We start from the raw sequence: 18438 nt of genomic DNA on the forward strand, positions 1-18438 counted from the left end.
ATGGCCGAGGCCTATATCTGTGACTACATCCGCACACCGATCGGCCGCTTCGGCGGTTCCTTGTCCTCGGTGCGTGCCGACGATCTCGGCGCTATCCCGCTGAAGGCATTGGCCGAGCGCAATACCGGCATCGATTGGCAAGCGGTCGACGATCTCGTCTATGGCTGCGCCAACCAGGCGGGCGAGGACAACCGCAACGTGGCACGCATGGCGCTGCTGCTGGCCGGTCTGCCGAAGGAAATCCCGGGCTCGACCGTCAATCGCCTGTGCGGCTCCGGCATGGATGCGCTGACCATCGCGGCGCGCGCCATCAAGGCCGGCGAGGCGGAGTTGATGATCGCCGGCGGCGTCGAGTCGATGAGCCGCGCGCCCTTCGTCATGCCCAAGGCCGACGCGGCGTTCTCGCGCAATGCCGAGATCCACGACACCACCATCGGTTGGCGCTTCGTCAATCCGCTGATGAAGAAGCAGTATGGCGTCGATTCGATGCCCGAGACGGGCGAGAACGTCGCCGAGGATTTTGCCGTCTCGCGCGCGGATCAGGATGCCTTCGCCGTGCGCAGCCAGGACAAGGCCGTCGCCGCGCAGGCCAATGGCCGGCTGGCCAGGGAAATCACGCCGGTGACAATCCCGCAGCGCAAGGGCGATGCGATTGTCGTCTCGAAGGACGAGCATCCCCGCGCCGGAACGACGATCGAGGCGTTGGCCAAATTGCCCACACCATTCCGGCAAGGCGGCACGGTGACGGCCGGCAACGCGTCGGGTGTCAATGACGGGGCGGCGGCATTGGTCGTTGCCTCGGAAGCGGCGGCGAAGAAATATGGCCTGGCGCCGATCGCCCGCATTCTGGGCGGCGCCGCCGCCGGCGTCGCGCCGCGCATCATGGGCATCGGCCCGGCACCGGCGACGCAGAAACTATGCGCGCGGCTTGGCCTGACGCCACAACAGTTCGATGTCATCGAGCTTAACGAAGCCTTTGCCTCGCAAGGCATCGCCGTGCTGCGCCAACTCGGCATCGCCGAGGATGCCGGGCACGTCAACCCGAATGGCGGCGCCATCGCGCTCGGCCATCCGCTTGGGATGTCGGGCGCCCGCATATCCGGCACGGCGGCGCTGGAGCTTCGTGAGCGTGGCGGCCGTTACGCACTCGCCACCATGTGCATCGGCGTCGGCCAGGGCATCGCCATCGCGCTCGAACGGGTCTGATCGGCACATTTCCGGCCAGGCCAGCAGAGCGCTTGGGTCGGGTCCGTCAAATTTGACCATGTGGACAATAGTCCGGACCCGTTCCATAGTTCCCCGTCTGATTTTTAGAACAGCCGGCTCGACACGGCTGTCGACAGAGGGGACTGCAATGGAAAACCGGAAAAACAAATCCTATTCGGCACGCGAGGGTTTTTCGCGGCGCAACGTGCTGGAGCTGGGCGCGCTTGGTCTGGCAGCGGCGATGCTGCCGGGCGCGGCTTTCGCCAAGGACAAGAAGCTGAAGGTGGCGGCGATCTTCGCCACGCCCATCGAGGAACCATGGGACAACCAGATCCATGTCGCCCTGCAGAAGGCCGAGAAGGAACTGGGCATCGAATACAAATGGTCGGAGAAGGTGCAGACCGCCGATTTCAGCCGCGTCATGCGCGAATATGCGCAAGGCGGATACGAACTGGTGCTGGGCGATGCCTTCGCCGCCGAGCGCGAATCGCGCCGCACGGCCAAGCAGTTTCCCAAAACCGCGTTCCTGTTCGGCTCCGGCGCAGGCCCTGCCGAGCCCAATTTCGGTGTGTTCGACAACTGGATCCATGAGCCGGCCTATCTCTCCGGCATGATCGCCGGCAAGATGTCGAAGTCGGGCACGGTCGGCGCCGTCGCGGCGATGGGCATTCCGGAAGTGAACCGGCTGGTCAACGCCTTTTTCGCCGGCGCCAAGGAGGTCAATCCGAACGTCAAGAAGAAGGTCGCCTTCATCGGCTCCTTCTTCGATCCGCCCAAGGCCAAGGAGGCGGCGGTCGCACAGATCGATGCCGGCGCCGATGTCATCTATGCCGAACGATTCGGCGTCATCGAAGCGGCGGTGGAGAAGAAGGTGTTCGCCATCTCCAACATGTCCGACCAGTCGAGCCTCGGTCCCGATACGGTCATCACCGGCCCGGTCTGGGACATGTATCCGACGGTCGAGCAGGCGATCAAGCTGGTCAAGGCCGGGGTCTATACGGCGCAGGATTATGGCGATTTCTCGCGCATGGCCAAGGGCGGCTCGTATCTGGCGCCCTTCCACAAGTTCGACAAGACGCTGCCCGCCGACGTCAAGGATCTGGTCGAGAAGAAGAAGGCCGAGATCCTGGAAGGCAATTTCCGCGTCGATGTGGACGAGAACACACCGGTTTCGGATTGATATTTCACCCTCCCCCTTGTGGGGAGGGTCGATCCGCGAAGCGGATCGGGGTGGGGGTCTCGTAGGGCGCACCCCCACCCCGTCTCGCGATCTTCGCTACGCTGCGATCGCAAGCCGACCCTCCCCACAAGGGGGAGGGTGAAGAGCCACGCCAAGCCATTTCAACGGAAGAAAACCTTGCCTGCCCCACTCATCGAAATGCGCGGCATCACCAAGAGCTTCGGCGCGGTGAAGGCGAACGAGGCTGTCGATCTCAGCGTCGCGCCGGGCGAAATCCTTGGGCTGCTGGGCGAGAACGGCGCCGGCAAAACGACGCTGATGAATGTGCTGTTCGGCGCCTACGCGCCCGATGCCGGGGAAATCCTGATCCAGGGCCGGCCGACGCGGATCACCAGTTCGGCGGACGCGCTGGCCGCGGGTATCGGCATGGTGCACCAGCATTTTCACCTCGCGCCACGGCTGACGGTGCTGGAGAACCTGCTCATAGGCATTCCCGGCAAGTCGGGACGGATCGACCGCGCCGGCGGGCTGACGCGGCTGGCCGAGATCGGCCGGCAGCATGGGCTGACGCTCGATCCCGACGTACCGGTCTCGGCGCTGTCGGTTGGCGAGCAGCAGCGGCTGGAAATCGTCAAGGCGCTGTTTCGCGGCGCCAAGCTTTTGATCCTCGACGAACCGACCGCCGTGCTGGCGCCGAGCGAGGTCGACGGGCTGTTTTCGGCGCTGCGCTCGATGGCGGCACAGGGGCTCGGCATCATCTTCATCTCGCACAAGCTCAACGAGGTGCGGGCGCTCACCCATCGCTGCACGGTGCTGCGGCATGGCCACGTCGCCGGCCGCGTCGACGATCCGGCCAACACGACGTCCGCGGCAATGGCGCAGTTGATGTGCGGCCATGAGATCGTGCCGCCGGCAAGGGGATCATCGACGCCGGGCGAACCGGTGCTCACCCTCGACGGCATCTCCACCTCGAAGCATTCGGGCACGGCGCTGCGCGGCGTATCGCTTGCCGTCCGCGCCGGTGAAATCCTCGGCATCGCCGGGGTTTCGGGCAATGGCCAGCGGGCGCTGGCGGAAGTGATCTCCGGTATGATTTCGCCCGAGGCCGGGCGGATGACCATAGCCGGCAAACAAGTGGCGCGCTTCACCCCGCGCGAGGTGCAGGCGCTCGGTCTCGGCCGCATACCGGAAGACCGCATGACAACCGGCCTGGTCACCAACCTGCCGCTCGCCGATTCCATGGTGCTGCCGCGCATCGGCACATCAGCGTTCAGCAACAAGGGCCTGCTCAAGCCCGACGCGATCCGCGCCTTCGCCGAGGCGCAGATCAAGGCTTATGACATACGCTGCCCCGGGCCGATGACGCGCGCCGGGGCGCTGTCGGGCGGCAACCTGCAGAAGGCACTGCTGGCGCGTGAACTCGCCTTCGATCCGAAAGTGCTTGTTGTCTCGCAGCCGACGCGCGGCCTCGACATCGGCGCTGCCCGCTTCATCCACGAAAAATTCCTCGACATGCGGGCCAAGGGCTGCGGCATCGTCGTGATCGGCGAGGATCTGGAGGAACTGCTGGTGCTCTGCGACCGCATCGCGGTGATGTATGAGGGCCGCATCGTCGGCACGCTTGACAGCGGCGCTGCCACCGTCGCCCGGCTTGGCCTGTTGATGACGGGCGCGGAGGGGAAGGCGTAGTGGATGGGTTTGCTTCGTTAGGTGATCGCTTGAGGCTGTTTGTCAACGTCAGCGCTGCCCCTCACCTGCCTGCCGGCATCCTCTCCCCATACAGGGACGGGGAGAGGGGCGCTCTCGTCGATGGTTTCGCCAGTCGCCCGCACTACAGAAAAAGAAGCCGACGTTGCGGTCAGCTTCCTTCTCCCCGTCCCTGTATGGGGAGAAGGTGCCGGCAGGCGGATGAGGGGCGGCGCCAACCTCCGATGGCCGTTACCGCAAGCTCGGAGGGCCATATTTGATGTTTCGCCTGGAAGCCCGCCCCTCGACGCCCGCCTGGTTCAATCTTGCGCTGCCGCTGCTGGCGATCGCCGCCACGCTTGTGCTGTGCAGCGGCCTCATCGCGCTGGCCGGGGCCGGCGTGCTCGAATCCTATGGCGTGATGTTCACGGCCTCGCTCGGTGACAGCTACGCGATCACCGAAACGCTGGTGCGCGCCGCGCCGATGATCTTCACCGGCCTGGCGGTGGCCGTCGCCTTCCGGGCCAAATTCTGGAACATCGGGGCCGAAGGGCAGTTGCTCGCCGGCGCGGTGGCCAGCTGCTTTGTCGGCGCCATCCCGATGCCGGGTCCACTCGCGATGCTGTTGATGGCGATCGCCGGCGCCGCGGCCGGCGCCGCCGTCGCGCTCATCCCGGCGACGCTGCGGGTAAGATTCAAGGTCGACGATGTCGTCAGTTCGCTGCTGCTCAACTCGGTCATCTATTACGCGCTGATGGCGCTGGTCGAGGGGCCGTGGAAGGACAGCTTCAGCGGCTATCCGATCTCGCCGCCGATCGAGGATTCGGCGAATTTCCCGGTGCTGATCGAAGGCACGCGGCTGCATCTCGGCGTTGTCGTGGCGCTGGTCGCGGCACCGTTGATCTGGTTCCTGATCGTGCGCACGACGCTGGGGTTCAGAATCAGGGTCACCGGCGAAAACCCGGAGGCCGCCCGCTATGGCGGCATCAATGTGCAGCGCGTGCTGCTGTCGACGGCGCTGCTCTCCGGCGCATTGGCGGGGCTCGCGGGCGTCGGCGAGGTCGGCGGCGTGCATTTCCAGGTGATGAGCGACATCTCGCCGGGTTACGGCTATTCCGGCATCGTGGTCGCCATGCTGGCGCGGCTCAACCCGTTGGGCGTGGTGCCGGCGGCGATTTTTCTGGCCGCCGTGATGACCGGGGCAGAGGCGATGTCGCGGGCGACCGGCGTGCCGGCCTTCCTCAGCGATGTCATCCAGGGCACCGCGTTGCTCGCCATGCTGGTGGCGCTGCTGTTCACCGCCTACCGCATCCGCCGCGTTGGGGCAGCCAAATGAGCGTGGTGCTGGAACAGATTTTTCAGGTCGGCTTCCTCGCGGCCATCATCCGCATCGCCACGCCGCTGGCCTTTGCGACGCTCGGTGAAATGTTCTCGGAACGGGCCGGCGTGCTCAATCTCGGCATCGAAGGCATCATGCTGCTTTCGGCGATGACCGGCTTCACCGCCACCAGCCTCAGCGGCAGCCTGTGGCTGGGTGTTCTGGTGGCAATGCTGAACGGCATGCTGATGGGCGCGCTGCATGCGCTGTTCACCGTGGCGCTCGGCCTCAGCCAGCATGTCTGCGGCATCGGCGTGACCCTGTTCTCTTCGGGGCTCGCTTATTTTCTCTACCGGTTGATCTTCGGGCAGCAATCGGTGCCGCCGAGCATAAAGGGTTTTCAGACGCTGCCGATCCCGGTGCTGTCCGATATTCCGGTTCTCGGGCCGGCCGTGTTCAACCAGTTCGCGCTGGTCTACATGGCCATCCTGGCCATCCCGCTGGCGGCTTTCATCCTCTACCGCACGCCCTGGGGCCTGTCCGTGCGCATGGTCGGCGAGAATCCGCGCGCCGCCGATTCCGCCGGCGTCGGCGTGATCGCCACGCGCTTCCAGGCTGTCATCCTCGGTGGCGCCTTGATGGGCCTGGCTGGTGCCTTCCTGTCGATGGCGCAGTTCAACGCCTTCACTTTCGGCGTCGTCTCCGGGCGCGGCTGGGTGGCGATCGCGCTGGTCGTGTTCGGCCGCTGGGACCCCTGGCGCTCGGCGGGCGCGGCGCTGCTGTTCGCCTTCGTCGATGCCCTGCAACTGCGCATGCAGGCAAGTGGGCTGGGGCATATCCCCTACGAAGCTTTCCTGATGCTGCCCTTCATCTTCACCATCGTCGCCATGGCGTTCATGTCGCGCAATGCTGTCGCTCCCTCGGCGTTGCTCAAGCCGTTTCGGCGGGAGGAGCGGTAGTGCGGGCTTGGCTTCCTCGCCCCGCAAAACGGGGAGAGGTGGCCGCGAAGCGGTCGGAGAGGGGCTGCGCCAACTGTCGAATGGTTGCTTTTTCAGGGCCGCGCCTTGCGCCAGCTTCTCAGTCGGTTCTGGCTTCACGCAGGGCATCCCCCGCTCCGTCTCGGGCTTCGCCCGAGCCACCTCTCCCCCACTCCCGTGGGGGCGAGGAAAAGTATCATATCGCCGTAAAGCCGTTATCGACGAACAGATGCGCTCCGTTGACGAAGCTGGACTCGTCGCTGGCGAGGTAAAGTGCTGCCTTCGCCACCTCTTCCGGCTCGCCGATGCGCCCCTGTTGCGCCGCAAGGGCTGCGTCAGAGACATCGACACCGAGCTTGCCAAGATCGGCGACCTCGCGCAGGCCGTGCGGCGTGCGGATGAAGCCGGGACAGACCGCGTTGCAGCGGATGTTGCGGTCGCGGAACTCGACGGCGATGGCGCGGGCGAACATGTGGCAGGCGCCCTTTGTGGTGTCGTAGAGCACTTCATTCGGCGTCGCTGCCACCGCCGAGATCGACGAGGTGCAGACGATCGAGCCGCCGCCCGCCGCGATCATGCCGGGCAGCACGGCGCGCGTCATCAGGAACATCGAGCGGACATTGACGGCATGCAGCCAGTCCCATTCCTGCAGCGTCGTCTCCAGGAACGGCTTGATGACGATGGTGCCGGCATGGTTGAACAGCACGGTGACCGGGCCGAGCTTTTCCGTCGCCCCTTTCACCGCCGCCTCGACCTGTCCTTCGTCGGAAACGTCGGCGATAAAGTGCTCGGCGGTGTGGCCGCGCGCCCGGATCGCCGCCGCCGTCGTCGCTGCCGCTTCGCCGTTGCGGTCGATGATCGCCACCTTGGCGCCCTCGGCGGCGAACAGCTCCGAAGCCGCTCCGCCCATTCCCGTCGCGCCGCCCGAAACGATGGCGACCTTACCGGCCAGTCTCGCGCCCATTCTTCAACTCCCATGTCCCGTTGGATGATGTCTTGTTGTGCGATGCTATCCCTGATGCGCGGAGCGGCCAATGCGCGAATTGGGTCCGCAGGGACAGGGGATAGGTTCATTGAGGCTGGCGTTGCGGCGCCGATAATCCCACGTCGGAGGCCTTCCAGACCTATCAAATAAGCAAACCGTCGCCAATTTTCGGCCGAGTGTGAGAAAATTATTCTGCAGCATACCGGAAAATAGCACTCGACAAAGTCTACAAGTTTTATAGATTAATTGGTGAGACGGAGGTCGATATGTCCTATATCCAGAACGCTCAGACTGACAGTAGCGGCCAGAGGCTGGCCAATGCCCAGACCTTCCGCCCGGCCTATGCCGGTGCCTTCGCCTATGTGGTCTTTGCCCTTGCGTTCGTGTTCACCGGGGCCGTTGTCCTGGGCTTCATTCCCTGAGCGCTTTAATCGCCAGGGTTTAGCGGCCCGGCGCTTCCATGCATTCGCAGTCGATGAACCGGATTCCGGTCTGCCTTCGCGCGACCGGCGATCACCGCATCCCCGTGAGTCCAGAAATGGAGGAAATGGCAATGCCGATCGCGTTCACGCATGTTCCAGGCAAGACGGCGGAGGCCGCGGTTCCTTTCTTCTACGACTTTGCCGAGACCGCGACCAAGCTCGGGCTGATCGAGGATGGTGGTTTCCAGAAGATCGTCGTCGACGATCCGGCCGGGCTGCTGACCAACATGGATCTCGCGGCCCAGGTGCTCAATCGCACGGCGTCGCTGGAAGTGGTGCTGACCCATTGGGCGGGCGTGATCGAACCGACGGTGGCGGCCCGCCAATTGGCATCGATCGACAGGGAGAGCGGCGGACGGCTGGCGCTCAGGATGATCAGCGAGCCGTTGAACGACGACGATGCCGAGACGCGGCCGGTTGGGCATGGCGTCGTCTGGCAGCGCATCGACGAATATCTGGTGCTCCTGAAGCGGCTGTGGTCGAATGACCTGCCCTTCGACCACGAAGGCGCTTTCTACAGCATCGAGGGCGGCTACGTGCCGCGCAAGGGACCTCATGGCGTCGACCATGTCATCCGCATGGGCGGGCAATCGGGAACGGCGCTGAAAGCGGCCGGCCGGCATGCCGATGTCTTCGAACTGTCGCCGGGCTCGATCGAGGAGGTCCGGCACCTGATGGAACGGGTGCGCGGGGCCGCCGCCGAACATGGCCGGGCCGGCAGGCTGCGTTTCGCGCTTCCGGTCAGGATTCACTGGGGTAGCTCGCTCGCGGGTCATCGAGCGGCCGACCTTTCCGGGCCGCCGGCCCAGGCCGCCCTGTCGCTGCTTGCCTATGCCGGGCTCGGCATCGATGAATTCATGATCATCGGTGTCGACACGCCGCGTGAGATCGCGACAGTCGGCCGGGAGACGATCGCCCTGCTCCGCAACTCGCTGGCACGCCGCGAAGCCAGCGAATTCCAGCCTGGCGCTTACGCGCCGCACATGGGGCTGGAGACGCGGGCGGCGGGCTGAAGCCTTTTTAATCCCCAAGTGTCCCGCGCCTGTCGCCGAGCCGCGACAGGCCGTCGATGACGGCTCTTGAATCAGCCAGAACGCCGAAGACGCCGTCCTCCACCGTCACCATGTGAAGCGCCGCCTCGTGGGCTCTCTGGTCGCCGCTCGCACAGGCGTCCGAGATCGTCAGGCACTGAAAATTGCGGTCGCAGGCTTCGCGCAGCGTGGTGTGGACGCAGACATCGGTCGTGCAGCCGGAAAACATCAGATGCGTGATGCCTCGGGCACGCAGCACAAGCTCGAAATCCGTATAGGTGAAGGCGCTGTTGCAGGTCTTGTCGACGATGATGTCGTGCGGCCCGACATCGATCTCCGGAACGATCTGGAAACCCTGGCCCGAGCGCAAAAGGACGTCCGTGCCGTCCAGACCGGCGCGCTTGCGGCGCCATTTCTCGTAAGACGTCATGTCGGCCATGTCGGCACGATAGCCCTGCCTTGTGTGGATGACCGTGACGCCGGCGGCGCGGGCCGCGCCGATCAGCCGGTTCACGGCCGGCAGGATGGCCCGCAGCGGCGAGGGGTCGTATCCCTTTCTGGCGAAGTAGCCCGCCGTCGAGAGAAAGTCCTGCTGCAGGTCGATGACGACCAGCGCTGTGTTTTCGGCCACCAGCCTGCCGTCATAGGGGTAGTCGAAGGGCGTTGCCTTGATCATCCGGAGCTCCCTGTTGCCCGAGTCACTCTAGCGATTCTCCACCAGGGCGGCGAGGCGCGGATACGGGTGTGTGGTGCCGATGACGCGATCGGCGCCCTTGGACACACATCGTCATGACCGGTTGAGTGTTGCAGTCATCTTAAATGTTGACTAGTAAAGTCATGTTTCTTAGTCAATCGGCATCCGCCTGCCGCTGCACGGAGCGGAAGGCCGCTGTGAGAACAAGGAAGAACCTTTGTCCAGACATGGTATGTTGGCGGCGTTGGTCGCATCGGTGATCCTGTCGGGCGGCAACGCCACGGCCCAGCAACAGCCGGCCGGCACCGCCTCCGTGGTCGAGGCACCTGCGACGCCTTCGGGCGGGGTGCCCGCTGCTCCAGCCGCATCAGCAACCGCCGCGCCGGCGGCTGCCGCACCTTCGGGGGCGATGGAACCCAGCCTGCCGCACGACCTGTCGCCATGGGGCATGTTCATGGCCGCCGACATCATCGTGAAGGCGGTGATGAGCGGACTGGCCTTCGCGTCCCTTGTCACCTGGACGATATGGCTGGCCAAATCGCTGGAGATTTTCGGCGGCAAACTGCGCATCCGCCGCGCCGTTCGGGCGATCGGCGATGCCGCCACCTTGAAGCAGGCGAGCCGCGCGCTGGACCGCAGCGGCGGCCCTGGCGTCCTTCTTGTGCGGGCGGCGGAGGAAGAGACAGCCCTTTCGGCCGCTGCGCTCGATCAGGTCGGCGGTGACGGTCTGAAGGAAAGGGTCACCTCGCGCCTCTCGCGCATCGAGGCGGCGGTCTCGCGGCGCATGTCGCGCGGCACCGGCGTGCTGGCAACGATCGGTTCGACGGCCCCTTTCGTCGGCCTGTTCGGCACCGTCTGGGGCATCATGAACGCCTTCATCGGCATCTCGCAGGCGCAGACCAGCAATCTCGCCGTGGTCGCGCCGGGTATCGCCGAAGCGCTGCTGGCCACCGCGATGGGGCTCGTCGCCGCCATACCGGCCGTCGTCATCTACAACATGTTCGCGCGCTCGATAGCCGGCTACCGGCAGATCCTCGCCGACGCCTCGGCGGGAGTCGAGCGGCTGGTCAGCCGTGATCTGGATTTCCGCACGGTGGCGCCGGCAAAGGCCTTGGCGGCGGAGTAGCGGAGCGGCGCCATGGGAAGCAGAATCCGCCGGACCATGGACGACGATCTCGAGGAAAGCCACGAGATCAACGTCACGCCTTTCATCGATGTCATCCTGGTGCTGCTGATCATCTTCATGGTCGCCGCTCCGCTGGCGACGGTGGACGTCAATGTCGATCTGCCGGGCTCGACCGCCAGGCCCGCGCCGCGGACTGAGACGCCACTGTTCCTGACATTGAAGGAGGATCTCACCCTGGCGATCGGCAACGATAGCGTGCCACGCCAGGACTTCGCCGCGTTCCTGGACGGCAGGACCAAGGGCGACAAGCAAACGCGCATCTTCCTGCGCGCCGACAAGGCGGTCGGCTATGGCGATCTGATGGAGGTGATGAACCTTTTGCGCGGCGCCGGCTATCTGAAGATCGCGCTGGTCGGTCTGGAGACGGCGCCCGGGGCCGATGCGCAGGCATACGCTCCGTCTGGAACGGCCGCGCCATGACACGCCCTGCCGCCTCGCCCGCGATGGCGCTGTCGCGCTTCGGTTGGCGCGATCTCGGCTTGTGGGCGGGAGCGGCGGCGCTGGTGCTGGGAGCCCATGTCGCGGTCGCCTATGTGCTACAAAGCTTGAGTCCGATCGAGACGGACGGCGGGCCGCCGCCGGCCGCGGTGATTGAAATGGCGCCGATGGCGATGACGCCGGCGGTGCCCGAACAAGCCGCGATACTAGATGCGGCGATATCCGACCCGGCCGAGCCGACACCGAGGACGGATCCGGATCCCCAGGAGCAGGTCGACAGGGCGGAGCCGGTTGTCGCGCGGTCGGAAGCCACGCCACCCGCCGATGCCGAACCTGTCCAGGCCGAGATGGCAGAGCGGGTCGATGAGACACCGCCGGATGAGATCATCCCGGATATCGTCGAGGCCGTCGCACCCGACTTGGTCATTCCGCTGCCGCAGCCAAAGCCCGTGGAAGCGCCCAAGGAAAAGAAACCGGTCGAAGCCAAGGCGAATAAGCCGGTCGAAAAGCCCAAGCCACGGCCGAAGAAGGCACAGGCCGAGCCGGCAAAGACGGTTGCCACCGCAAGCGCGGAGACAAAGCCCTCAGCCAAGGCGGCCGCGCCGAAATCGACAGCCGGGGTTTCAGGTACCGGTCCGGCCAAGTGGGAGTCCCGGCTGACGGCATGGATCAACCGGCACAAGCGCTACCCAGGCGCCGCGAAATCCAGGCGCTCGCAGGGCAATACAAGTGTGGCGTTCACGGTGGATGCCTCGGGGCAGGTGATATCGGCGCGCGTGGTCCGTTCTTCGGGCGATCCTGAGCTCGATCGCGCCGCGCTCGCCGTGCTGCGGGGCGCCACGGTGCCGGCGCCGCCGGCGGAACTGGGCCCGCGCGTCAGCCGCACGGCGCCCTTCGTGTTCAGTTTGCGCGACTAGAGAAATTCCAGGAAGGCGTGCAGTGGTTTCCGCCCGGAATTGCCTCAAAGCAAGACGAGTGGAGTTGCTCGGCTCATCGCCTGGCACAGCGCTTCAACCTGTTCCAGGTAGAAGCGGCATTTCGAGCGCAAGATCCCGAGGTTGGCATCGTTGGCGCCTTTGATGTCGATGGTTTGCATCATGAAATCGAAATGGGCATGAAAGGCGTCTACCGCGCCCCAGAGGCTGTCGGCCTGCCAGCTGTCGGCCATGGCCATGGAAATCAACTGCCGGGCCTCGACGCGCGCCGAGTCCGGCAATGCCGGCCGGGCTGCGATCAGGGCATGGAGCCGGCCGAAGATGCTTTCCCTGGCGTCGACGGTCCGGATGGTTGCAAGCATGTTCATCTGCGGGTTCCCCTCAAATCTCTGCGCATGAATGTTCATTTTGCGGGCTGCCAGCGATCAAGGCGGCGATCATTGCCGGATCCGATCGCCGGCCTCCGATGTTGGCAGCCTCGGCGTCGGCCTGCTCGAACCAGTAGACCAGGCCGTCGCGGTCTGGGTCGGCGGCGGCTTTTTCCAGGAGCAGGCCTTGCAGCGCACAGTGTCCCCCGCCGGTTCGGCGGCAAGCCCGCCGGCGCGCACAGGACTGACGGCTGCATCCGCTACGCTCTCCACGGCTGAGCGTGGTCCATTGCCTGCGCCTTTGGATGCATCGGATTGCCGCTGAGTTGCGCATGCCTTGCCGGCCGGGCGCCGCGCAGAACATCGAATGCTTCGGCATAGGCCATGCCAAGCAAATAGGAGATCATGGGGAAACGGCCTGCTTCGGCCATCTGCACGAGCTCATTGGTCATCGACGCGATATATTGAAGACTATCGATCTCTGACTGACGTAAGGACTGATTGGCCACGTGCTACTCCTGTATCTGATGGAACTCAGGGAACGCATTACCCGCTACACTGGACATACCGAGGCGGCTAATTGATGGACTGACCCGCCGCATGCCGGCTTGATTCCGGGGTCGAGAGGGTCAACGCATAGATGGGCGCGTCGGTGAGGCGGTCGAGGCCGAGAAGGCGCTTGATCGCCGAGTGGCTGAGAGCTGCCGTGGGACACGCCGACAGACCATGCTGGGTCGCCGCCAGCATCATGTTCTGGCCGATATGGCCAGCCTCGATCAGGACGACGCGGTAGGCGTTGGCATCCTCATATTTCCACATGGTGCGGTCGAACCTGGCGCACAGCAGGACCAGGCACGGCATGGTATCGGCCCATTCCTGCCCGCCGACCAGTTCCGAGATCTTCGGCAGATGGTTGGCCGAGATCCTGCCGAGGTCGTGATCGGCGGCGGAATAGTGATAGACACCCGGCTCGAGACCCTCGACGCCAACCACAACCACATAGGCCTCATAGGGATTGCGCGCGCCGCCCGAGGGGGTCATGCCCAGAGGCAGGGCGCCGACGCAGTTGTTGGTTTCGCCGGTTATGCCCATGCCCGCGAACAGGCAGTCGGAGAGCTGCCGCGCGGTGATGGTGGGCGCGGCCGCGGCGCGGTTGGTGCGGCGACGCGCCATCAGGGTCAGGAGTTCGTTGTCGTCCAGTGCGTTCGGCAGCCGAATGGCGCCCGTGGCATTTTTCAGCAGAAGGTCGGGCTGGGCGACATGACCGGCGCGTTCGATCTGCCGTGCCTCGGCCTGTTCGATGGTTATGAACTCGCTGTCCTGGACGCAGAAATGCATCAGCGCGGTCGGGATGCCCCAGTTCCACTGCCCGGAGAACTGCGTCTCCCGTTCGGCCAGCGGCGAGCCGGCGGTGACCAGGGCGGAAAAATCCAGCAATTGCGGGACGACGGCATCAAGGTCGGATTTCGACCATCCACGGGCGCGCGCGATCTCCGCGGCAGAGGCCCATTCGTCCCAGGATGTGAGAAGACCAACCACCGCGGGGCTGCATTCGAAGACGCTTCGGGTCAGGAAATTGCAGGCCGTGACCTTGTTGGTCCCGGGGTAGAACACAAGTGTTTTTGAGGAGCGCATTTTCATGATGCTGAATGCCGTTTTTGAAAGCAAGGCGCCGACAGGGCGGACAGCCCGTCGGCGCCGAACGACTTCAGCGCTTGTTGTAGTGCATGCCCTGCGAGAAGAAGACGGTCTGCGTGCCTGCGGCAACCGTCAGCTTCGGGGCGTTGTTTACTTTCTTGGCCATTTTCGTCCCTTTCCCGACCCCCCAATGGGATCTGTTAAAAGATCCCCCATAGCGGGATCCGCGAGAAGAAAGGTAAGTTCGGAGAGTTAACGGTGTGTTAAAATTACAGTAAAGCTAGCGTGATCCAAAATATCTTTCTTTCCAAGAAAGTCTAAAAAATCGATTTTACTCAGATACCGAGTAGGCAATCGTGGGCATACGCTTTTTCGGGATATTCTTGTTCTTATTCAGCGTAACCATCCGCTTGTCCGCCTAGTCTAGCCCAACCCGTCCTGGGTCAGGCTGACCACGAGCTGATCGATGCCCGGATCGTCAAGCCTGACGACGTGCGCCTTGCGGATCGCATGCCTTGACCGGATGTCGGACATATCTTGCCGCATGATGACCGATACGAATGCCGGGCCGGCCTCGGTCAGAAGCATGGCCTTGCCGACGAGCACTGGTTCCGAGATTGGAGCCCATTGCACGGAGATCAGCGATGGCTCGCCGGTCTGGCGACGGTTGACGCCGCTGAAGTAGATCCAGTTCAGGCGCGAGATCGCCACGCCGTAGTGGTTGCCGCGCGCCCGCGCCCATGTCGAGCCACGGCGCTCCGACCATCCGGTGACCCTGCGGAATGTGACCAACTCGGCCTCGCGACGCACGAACGTCACCGACCGCATCAGGAGGTCGGGACGGGCCGGGATCGAAAAATAGGTGAAATAGGTGCCACCCGCGATCGACGGGGCGGGAGGGCGCATCATCTGGTTGAACAGGCTTTCGGAGATCGGTGGCAGGCCGGCAACCGCAGGCTCGGGCATGCCGGGGTCCTGGTACAGTTCGGCTTCGTGGATGCGGAAATAGTCGCAGATCAGCTTGGCCGTGGCCTTGTTCGGAATAGTCTGGCCCTGCAGGTAGCGTTCGAACTGCGTGCGGTTGATCCCCAATTCACGGCATACCGCGCTGACGGAGGCATGGTCCTTGCAGAGTCGTCTGAGATTTGCAGCGAGATTCTCGCGAATGGACACGTCTTTGCTTTCGCAGGCGAATTCTTCATTTCGACTCGAAATCCATATAGCGCCTTCGGTCGCCCCCGCCGAAACGCCCAGTCACAACGCACAGAAAAAACTGATTTGGTAACGCCAGTCTAATGGGGCGGCTTCCAAAAAAAATAGCGCTGATCCGAGAGCGACCATCGCCATAAGTCCAATTGACAATTGTCTTGCCCCGGAAATCCCGCGAAATCGCGTATGGCCTTTTTTGGGGGGAGCATTGACGCCGCGCGTCGCAACGGATGCCGTCCGCGCCTTGCGGCAAAAAGCGGACAATCGACTATTCCGCTGGTGGAGCTGAGGAGGATCGAACTCCTGACCTCGTCATTGCGAACGACGCGCTCTCCCAGCTGAGCTACAGCCCCGTCCAGCGGATGGCGCATTTATCGGGCACGGCGGATTTCTGTCAAGGCGGCGTTTTGCCGAAATCCTTCCCGCCTGCCATGGCAGCCGGCGGCCCTTGCCGGTTTCGCAAGCAATGGCTACATGTCGGCAACAATTGGAGACCGGCATGCTCGCCCTCATTCAAACCATCGTCATGGCGCTCGACCTCTATTGGTGGGTCATCATCGCCTCGGCGATCTTTTCCTGGCTCTATGCCTTCAACGTCGTCAACTCGCGCAACCAGTTCGTCGGCAGCATCGGCAACATGCTCTACCGGCTGACCGAGCCGGCGCTGCGGCCGATCCGCCGGTTCATGCCCGACCTTGGCGGCATCGACATCTCGCCGATCATCCTGCTGCTGATCCTGTTCTTCGTCAGGCAGTTCATTCTCACCACGGTGGCGCCGCTGCTGCTGTGAACGCGCCGTTCCGCATCCGCGAAACCGGTATCGAGCTGTTTGTCCGGCTGACGCCGAAATCTTCCGTGGACAGGTTGGAAGGCGTCGAAACATCGGCGGACGGACGCAGCCATTTTAAGGCGCGGGTCCGCGCCGTGCCGGAAAACGGTGCGGCCAATCAAGCGCTGGAGAAGCTGGTCGCCAGGGCGCTGGGGGTGCCGGGATCGGCCGTTTCAGTCGTTGCAGGCGGCACGGCCCGGCTCAAGACGCTGCGCGTTGTCGGCGAACCGGCGACGCTGGCCAAGAGCGTCGCGATGTTCGGCGCATAGGTCTCCTTGCCGCACGACCTTCGGAGTCAATCGCCCAGCGGCAGCCTGGGGTCGTCGACCTTCAGCGTGTTTACGCTCTGCTTGATGCGGCGCAGGTTCTCCAGCACCTTCGGGCCGCGCGTCTCGGCCACCGATGTCACGATCATGTCGACGATCGCCAGCAGGGCGTAGCGCGACGATGTCGGCTTGTAGATGTTGCCATCCTCAAGCGGCTGCAGATGGATGACCGTATCGGCGACCTTGGCCAGCGCCGAGTCAGGGGCGGTGACGGCCACTGTCGTGGCGCCATATTGCTGGGCGACCTGCACAGCCTCGATGACCGAGCGCGCATAGCCGGATACCGAAAAAGCGACCAGAGTGGTCTCGGGCGTGGCAACGGCGGCATACATGCGCTGCAACTGGCCATCGATCTGCGCCAGCACCGGCAAGCCGAGCCTGAACAGCCGGTTCTGCATCTCGGTCGCCATCATCGAGGAGATGCCGCCGGAGCCGATGCACAGAACATTGCCCGAAATCGCCAACCGCTCGGCGACCGCGACCAGCGTCGTCATGTCGAGATTCTCGCTGGCGCGCTGGATGGCCGAGATCGCCGCTTCGGTGATGGCGGAGGCGATGCGCTGCTCGCGGGCATCGCGGCTCAGTGGCTCCGGCGACAGGTACTGGCCGCCGATGGCGATGGCCTGCGCCAGATAGAACTTGAAGTCGCGCAGGCCCTCGCAACCGAGATTGCGGCAGAAGCGCGTGACCGTCGGTTCGCTGACGCCGACGCGTGAGGCGATCTCCGAGATCGCCGCCTTGGAGGCGAAGTCGAGATCGGAGAGCACGAGGCCGGCCAGGCGGCGATCCGACTTGGTGCCGTCCTGCGACATCAGCTGCAGCCGCGTGATGATGTCGGCCGGCGTCTTCATGCTTGTGCCTTCATCGTCATCCCGGTGTTTTCACAGCGGCAGGCCGGTTGCCTTGTCGAACAGATGGATGTTGCCTGGATCGACCGAGACCGGAAGCAGGTCGCCCGGCCTGATCGGCACCCTGTCACGGAACACGGCGCGCACCGTGTCGGCGCCAATGGCGCCATAGACGTGGGTCTCGGAGCCGGTCGGCTCGACGACATCCACCTTGAGTCCCATGGCGTCGGCGGCTTCGCCGATGATGAAATGCTCGGGCCGGATTCCGGCCTCCACCACGCTTCCCGCAGGCACCGGCTTACCGGCAAGCGCAAGCCGGCCGCCGCCAACCGACTCGAACCAGGTCTTCTCAGGCGTCATCCTGAGAGCCCCGGAGACAAAGCTCATCGACGGCGAGCCGAGAAAGCCGGCAACGAACTTGTTGGCCGGCCTGTCATAGAGTTCGAGCGGTGCTCCGACCTGCTGGATCCTGCCGCGGTCCATCACGACGATGCGGTCGGCCATGGTCATGGCCTCGATCTGGTCGTGGGTGACATAGACGATCGTCGATTTCAGCCGCTGGTGCAGCGCCTTGATCTCGGTACGCATCTGCACGCGCAACTGCGCGTCGAGATTGGAGAGCGGCTCGTCGAACAGGAACACCGAGGGTTCGCGCACGATGGCGCGGCCCATGGCGACGCGCTGACGCTGCCCGCCCGACAGTTGCCGGGGATAGCGGTCGAGATAGGAGAACAGGTTGAGGACGCCGGATGCCTTCTTCACCTTGTCGTCGATGGCCGCGCGGCTCTCGCCACGGATCTTCGGGCCGAAGCCGATATTGTCGGAGGCCTTCAGGTGCGGGAACAGCGCATAGGACTGGAACACCATGGCGATGTTGCGTTGCTGCGGCGGCAGGTCGTTGGCGCGTGTGCCGCCGATCAGCAGATCCCCCGAGTTGATCGTCTCCAGGCCCGCCAGCATGCGCAGCAGGGTCGACTTGCCGCAGCCCGACGGGCCGACCAGCACGACGAACTCGCCGCTTTTTATATCGAGGTTGATGTCCTCGAGAATCCTGTGCTGGCCGAAGGATTTCGACAGGTTGCGAAACAGGACGTCGGTCATG

Annotated in this window: 20 protein-coding genes and 1 tRNA gene; 12 read left to right on the plus strand and 9 right to left on the minus strand. The window is 64.3% G+C overall.

What is annotated here, in order from left to right:
* From pcaF to FJ930_RS17780, 5 genes are all read left to right on the plus strand, one after another.
* Positions 1 to 1206, plus strand: a complete 1206-nt coding sequence (gene pcaF / locus FJ930_RS17755) for a 3-oxoadipyl-CoA thiolase (RefSeq protein WP_141839465.1) — start codon at positions 1 to 3, stop codon at positions 1204 to 1206.
* A 148-nt stretch (positions 1207 to 1354) separates the two neighbouring features.
* Positions 1355 to 2386 carry a BMP family protein gene (locus tag FJ930_RS17760; RefSeq protein ID WP_141839466.1) on the plus strand — a complete coding sequence of 344 codons (1032 nt, stop codon included), beginning with the start codon at positions 1355 to 1357 and terminating at the stop codon, positions 2384 to 2386.
* 177 nt (positions 2387 to 2563) lie between these two features.
* A complete protein-coding gene (locus FJ930_RS17765) occupies positions 2564 to 4075 on the plus strand; it encodes an ABC transporter ATP-binding protein (RefSeq protein WP_141839468.1) in 1512 nt (503 codons plus the stop codon).
* A 277-nt stretch (positions 4076 to 4352) separates the two neighbouring features.
* Positions 4353 to 5408 (plus strand): ABC transporter permease, encoded by a 1056-nt coding sequence (locus tag FJ930_RS17775; RefSeq protein ID WP_141839470.1) that lies wholly within the window; start codon positions 4353 to 4355, stop codon positions 5406 to 5408.
* Complete coding sequence (locus FJ930_RS17780) at positions 5405 to 6349, plus strand: ABC transporter permease (RefSeq protein WP_141839472.1); 945 nt, start codon at positions 5405 to 5407, stop codon at positions 6347 to 6349. The genes FJ930_RS17775 and FJ930_RS17780 overlap by 4 nt, the downstream gene beginning before the upstream one ends.
* A gap of 214 nt (positions 6350 to 6563) precedes the next feature.
* Here FJ930_RS17780 and FJ930_RS17785 read toward each other — a convergent pair whose 3' ends face one another.
* On the minus strand, positions 6564 to 7331 hold the full coding sequence (locus tag FJ930_RS17785) for an SDR family oxidoreductase (RefSeq protein WP_141839473.1): 768 nt from the start codon (positions 7329 to 7331) through the stop codon (positions 6564 to 6566).
* Between the two features lie 287 nt (positions 7332 to 7618).
* Here FJ930_RS17785 and FJ930_RS17790 point away from each other — a divergent pair, with 287 nt between their 5' ends.
* Positions 7619 to 7774 (plus strand): hypothetical protein, encoded by a 156-nt coding sequence (locus FJ930_RS17790; protein ID WP_140744994.1) that lies wholly within the window; start codon positions 7619 to 7621, stop codon positions 7772 to 7774.
* 131 nt (positions 7775 to 7905) lie between these two features.
* A complete protein-coding gene (locus FJ930_RS17795) occupies positions 7906 to 8847 on the plus strand; it encodes an LLM class flavin-dependent oxidoreductase (protein ID WP_141839475.1) in 942 nt (313 codons plus the stop codon).
* A 7-nt stretch (positions 8848 to 8854) separates the two neighbouring features.
* Here the strand turns inward: FJ930_RS17795 and FJ930_RS17800 are convergent, their stop codons facing one another.
* The gene (locus tag FJ930_RS17800) at positions 8855 to 9541 is read right to left on the minus strand and encodes an isochorismatase family cysteine hydrolase (protein WP_141839476.1); all 687 of its coding nucleotides are present in this window, start codon (positions 9539 to 9541) and stop codon (positions 8855 to 8857) included.
* Between the two features lie 235 nt (positions 9542 to 9776).
* Between FJ930_RS17800 and exbB the strand changes: the two genes are divergently transcribed.
* Genes exbB through FJ930_RS17815 form a run of 3 tightly spaced genes read left to right on the plus strand, consistent with a single transcriptional unit; the run spans position 9777 to position 12100 of the window.
* Complete coding sequence (gene exbB / locus FJ930_RS17805; RefSeq protein WP_141839478.1) at positions 9777 to 10685, plus strand: tonB-system energizer ExbB; 909 nt, start codon at positions 9777 to 9779, stop codon at positions 10683 to 10685.
* 12 nt (positions 10686 to 10697) lie between these two features.
* Positions 10698 to 11165 (plus strand): TonB system transport protein ExbD, encoded by a 468-nt coding sequence (gene exbD, locus FJ930_RS17810; protein ID WP_141839480.1) that lies wholly within the window; start codon positions 10698 to 10700, stop codon positions 11163 to 11165.
* On the plus strand, positions 11162 to 12100 hold the full coding sequence (locus FJ930_RS17815) for an energy transducer TonB (RefSeq protein WP_141839482.1): 939 nt from the start codon (positions 11162 to 11164) through the stop codon (positions 12098 to 12100). Before exbD ends, FJ930_RS17815 begins: the two co-directional genes overlap by 4 nt.
* 44 nt (positions 12101 to 12144) lie before the next feature.
* On the opposite strand, the gene FJ930_RS17820 is transcribed toward FJ930_RS17815, so the two are convergent.
* The 5 genes from FJ930_RS17820 to FJ930_RS17850 all read right to left on the minus strand — a co-directional run bounded on the left by FJ930_RS17820 (position 12145) and on the right by FJ930_RS17850 (position 15686).
* The gene (locus FJ930_RS17820; RefSeq protein ID WP_246676949.1) at positions 12145 to 12525 is read right to left on the minus strand and encodes a hypothetical protein; all 381 of its coding nucleotides are present in this window, start codon (positions 12523 to 12525) and stop codon (positions 12145 to 12147) included.
* Positions 12526 to 12746: 221 nt separating this feature from the next.
* Complete coding sequence (locus FJ930_RS17830) at positions 12747 to 12995, minus strand: hypothetical protein (RefSeq protein ID WP_141839483.1); 249 nt, start codon at positions 12993 to 12995, stop codon at positions 12747 to 12749.
* A 67-nt stretch (positions 12996 to 13062) separates the two neighbouring features.
* Positions 13063 to 14121 (minus strand): SagB/ThcOx family dehydrogenase, encoded by a 1059-nt coding sequence (locus tag FJ930_RS17835; protein ID WP_246676950.1) that lies wholly within the window; start codon positions 14119 to 14121, stop codon positions 13063 to 13065.
* Positions 14122 to 14547: 426 nt separating this feature from the next.
* Complete coding sequence (locus FJ930_RS17845; RefSeq protein ID WP_141839487.1) at positions 14548 to 15297, minus strand: helix-turn-helix transcriptional regulator; 750 nt, start codon at positions 15295 to 15297, stop codon at positions 14548 to 14550.
* 313 nt (positions 15298 to 15610) lie between these two features.
* Positions 15611 to 15686 (minus strand) — tRNA-Ala (locus FJ930_RS17850).
* A 146-nt stretch (positions 15687 to 15832) separates the two neighbouring features.
* Here FJ930_RS17850 and FJ930_RS17855 point away from each other — a divergent pair.
* Positions 15833 to 16123, plus strand: a complete 291-nt coding sequence (locus FJ930_RS17855) for a YggT family protein (protein ID WP_140613445.1) — start codon at positions 15833 to 15835, stop codon at positions 16121 to 16123.
* Positions 16120 to 16431 carry a DUF167 family protein gene (locus FJ930_RS17860; RefSeq protein ID WP_141839489.1) on the plus strand — a complete coding sequence of 104 codons (312 nt, stop codon included), beginning with the start codon at positions 16120 to 16122 and terminating at the stop codon, positions 16429 to 16431. Before FJ930_RS17855 ends, FJ930_RS17860 begins: the two co-directional genes overlap by 4 nt.
* A gap of 26 nt (positions 16432 to 16457) precedes the next feature.
* Here FJ930_RS17860 and FJ930_RS17865 read toward each other — a convergent pair whose 3' ends face one another.
* On the minus strand, positions 16458 to 17339 hold the full coding sequence (locus tag FJ930_RS17865; RefSeq protein WP_140698762.1) for a MurR/RpiR family transcriptional regulator: 882 nt from the start codon (positions 17337 to 17339) through the stop codon (positions 16458 to 16460).
* A gap of 30 nt (positions 17340 to 17369) precedes the next feature.
* Positions 17370 to 18437: an ABC transporter ATP-binding protein gene (locus FJ930_RS17870; protein WP_141839491.1), complete on the minus strand. Its 1068-nt coding sequence runs from the start codon at positions 18435 to 18437 to the stop codon at positions 17370 to 17372.
* Position 18438: the final 1 nt, after the last annotated feature.

It is taken from the genome of Mesorhizobium sp. B2-4-15, assembly GCF_006658505.1.
GTDB lineage: Bacteria > Pseudomonadota > Alphaproteobacteria > Rhizobiales > Rhizobiaceae > Mesorhizobium.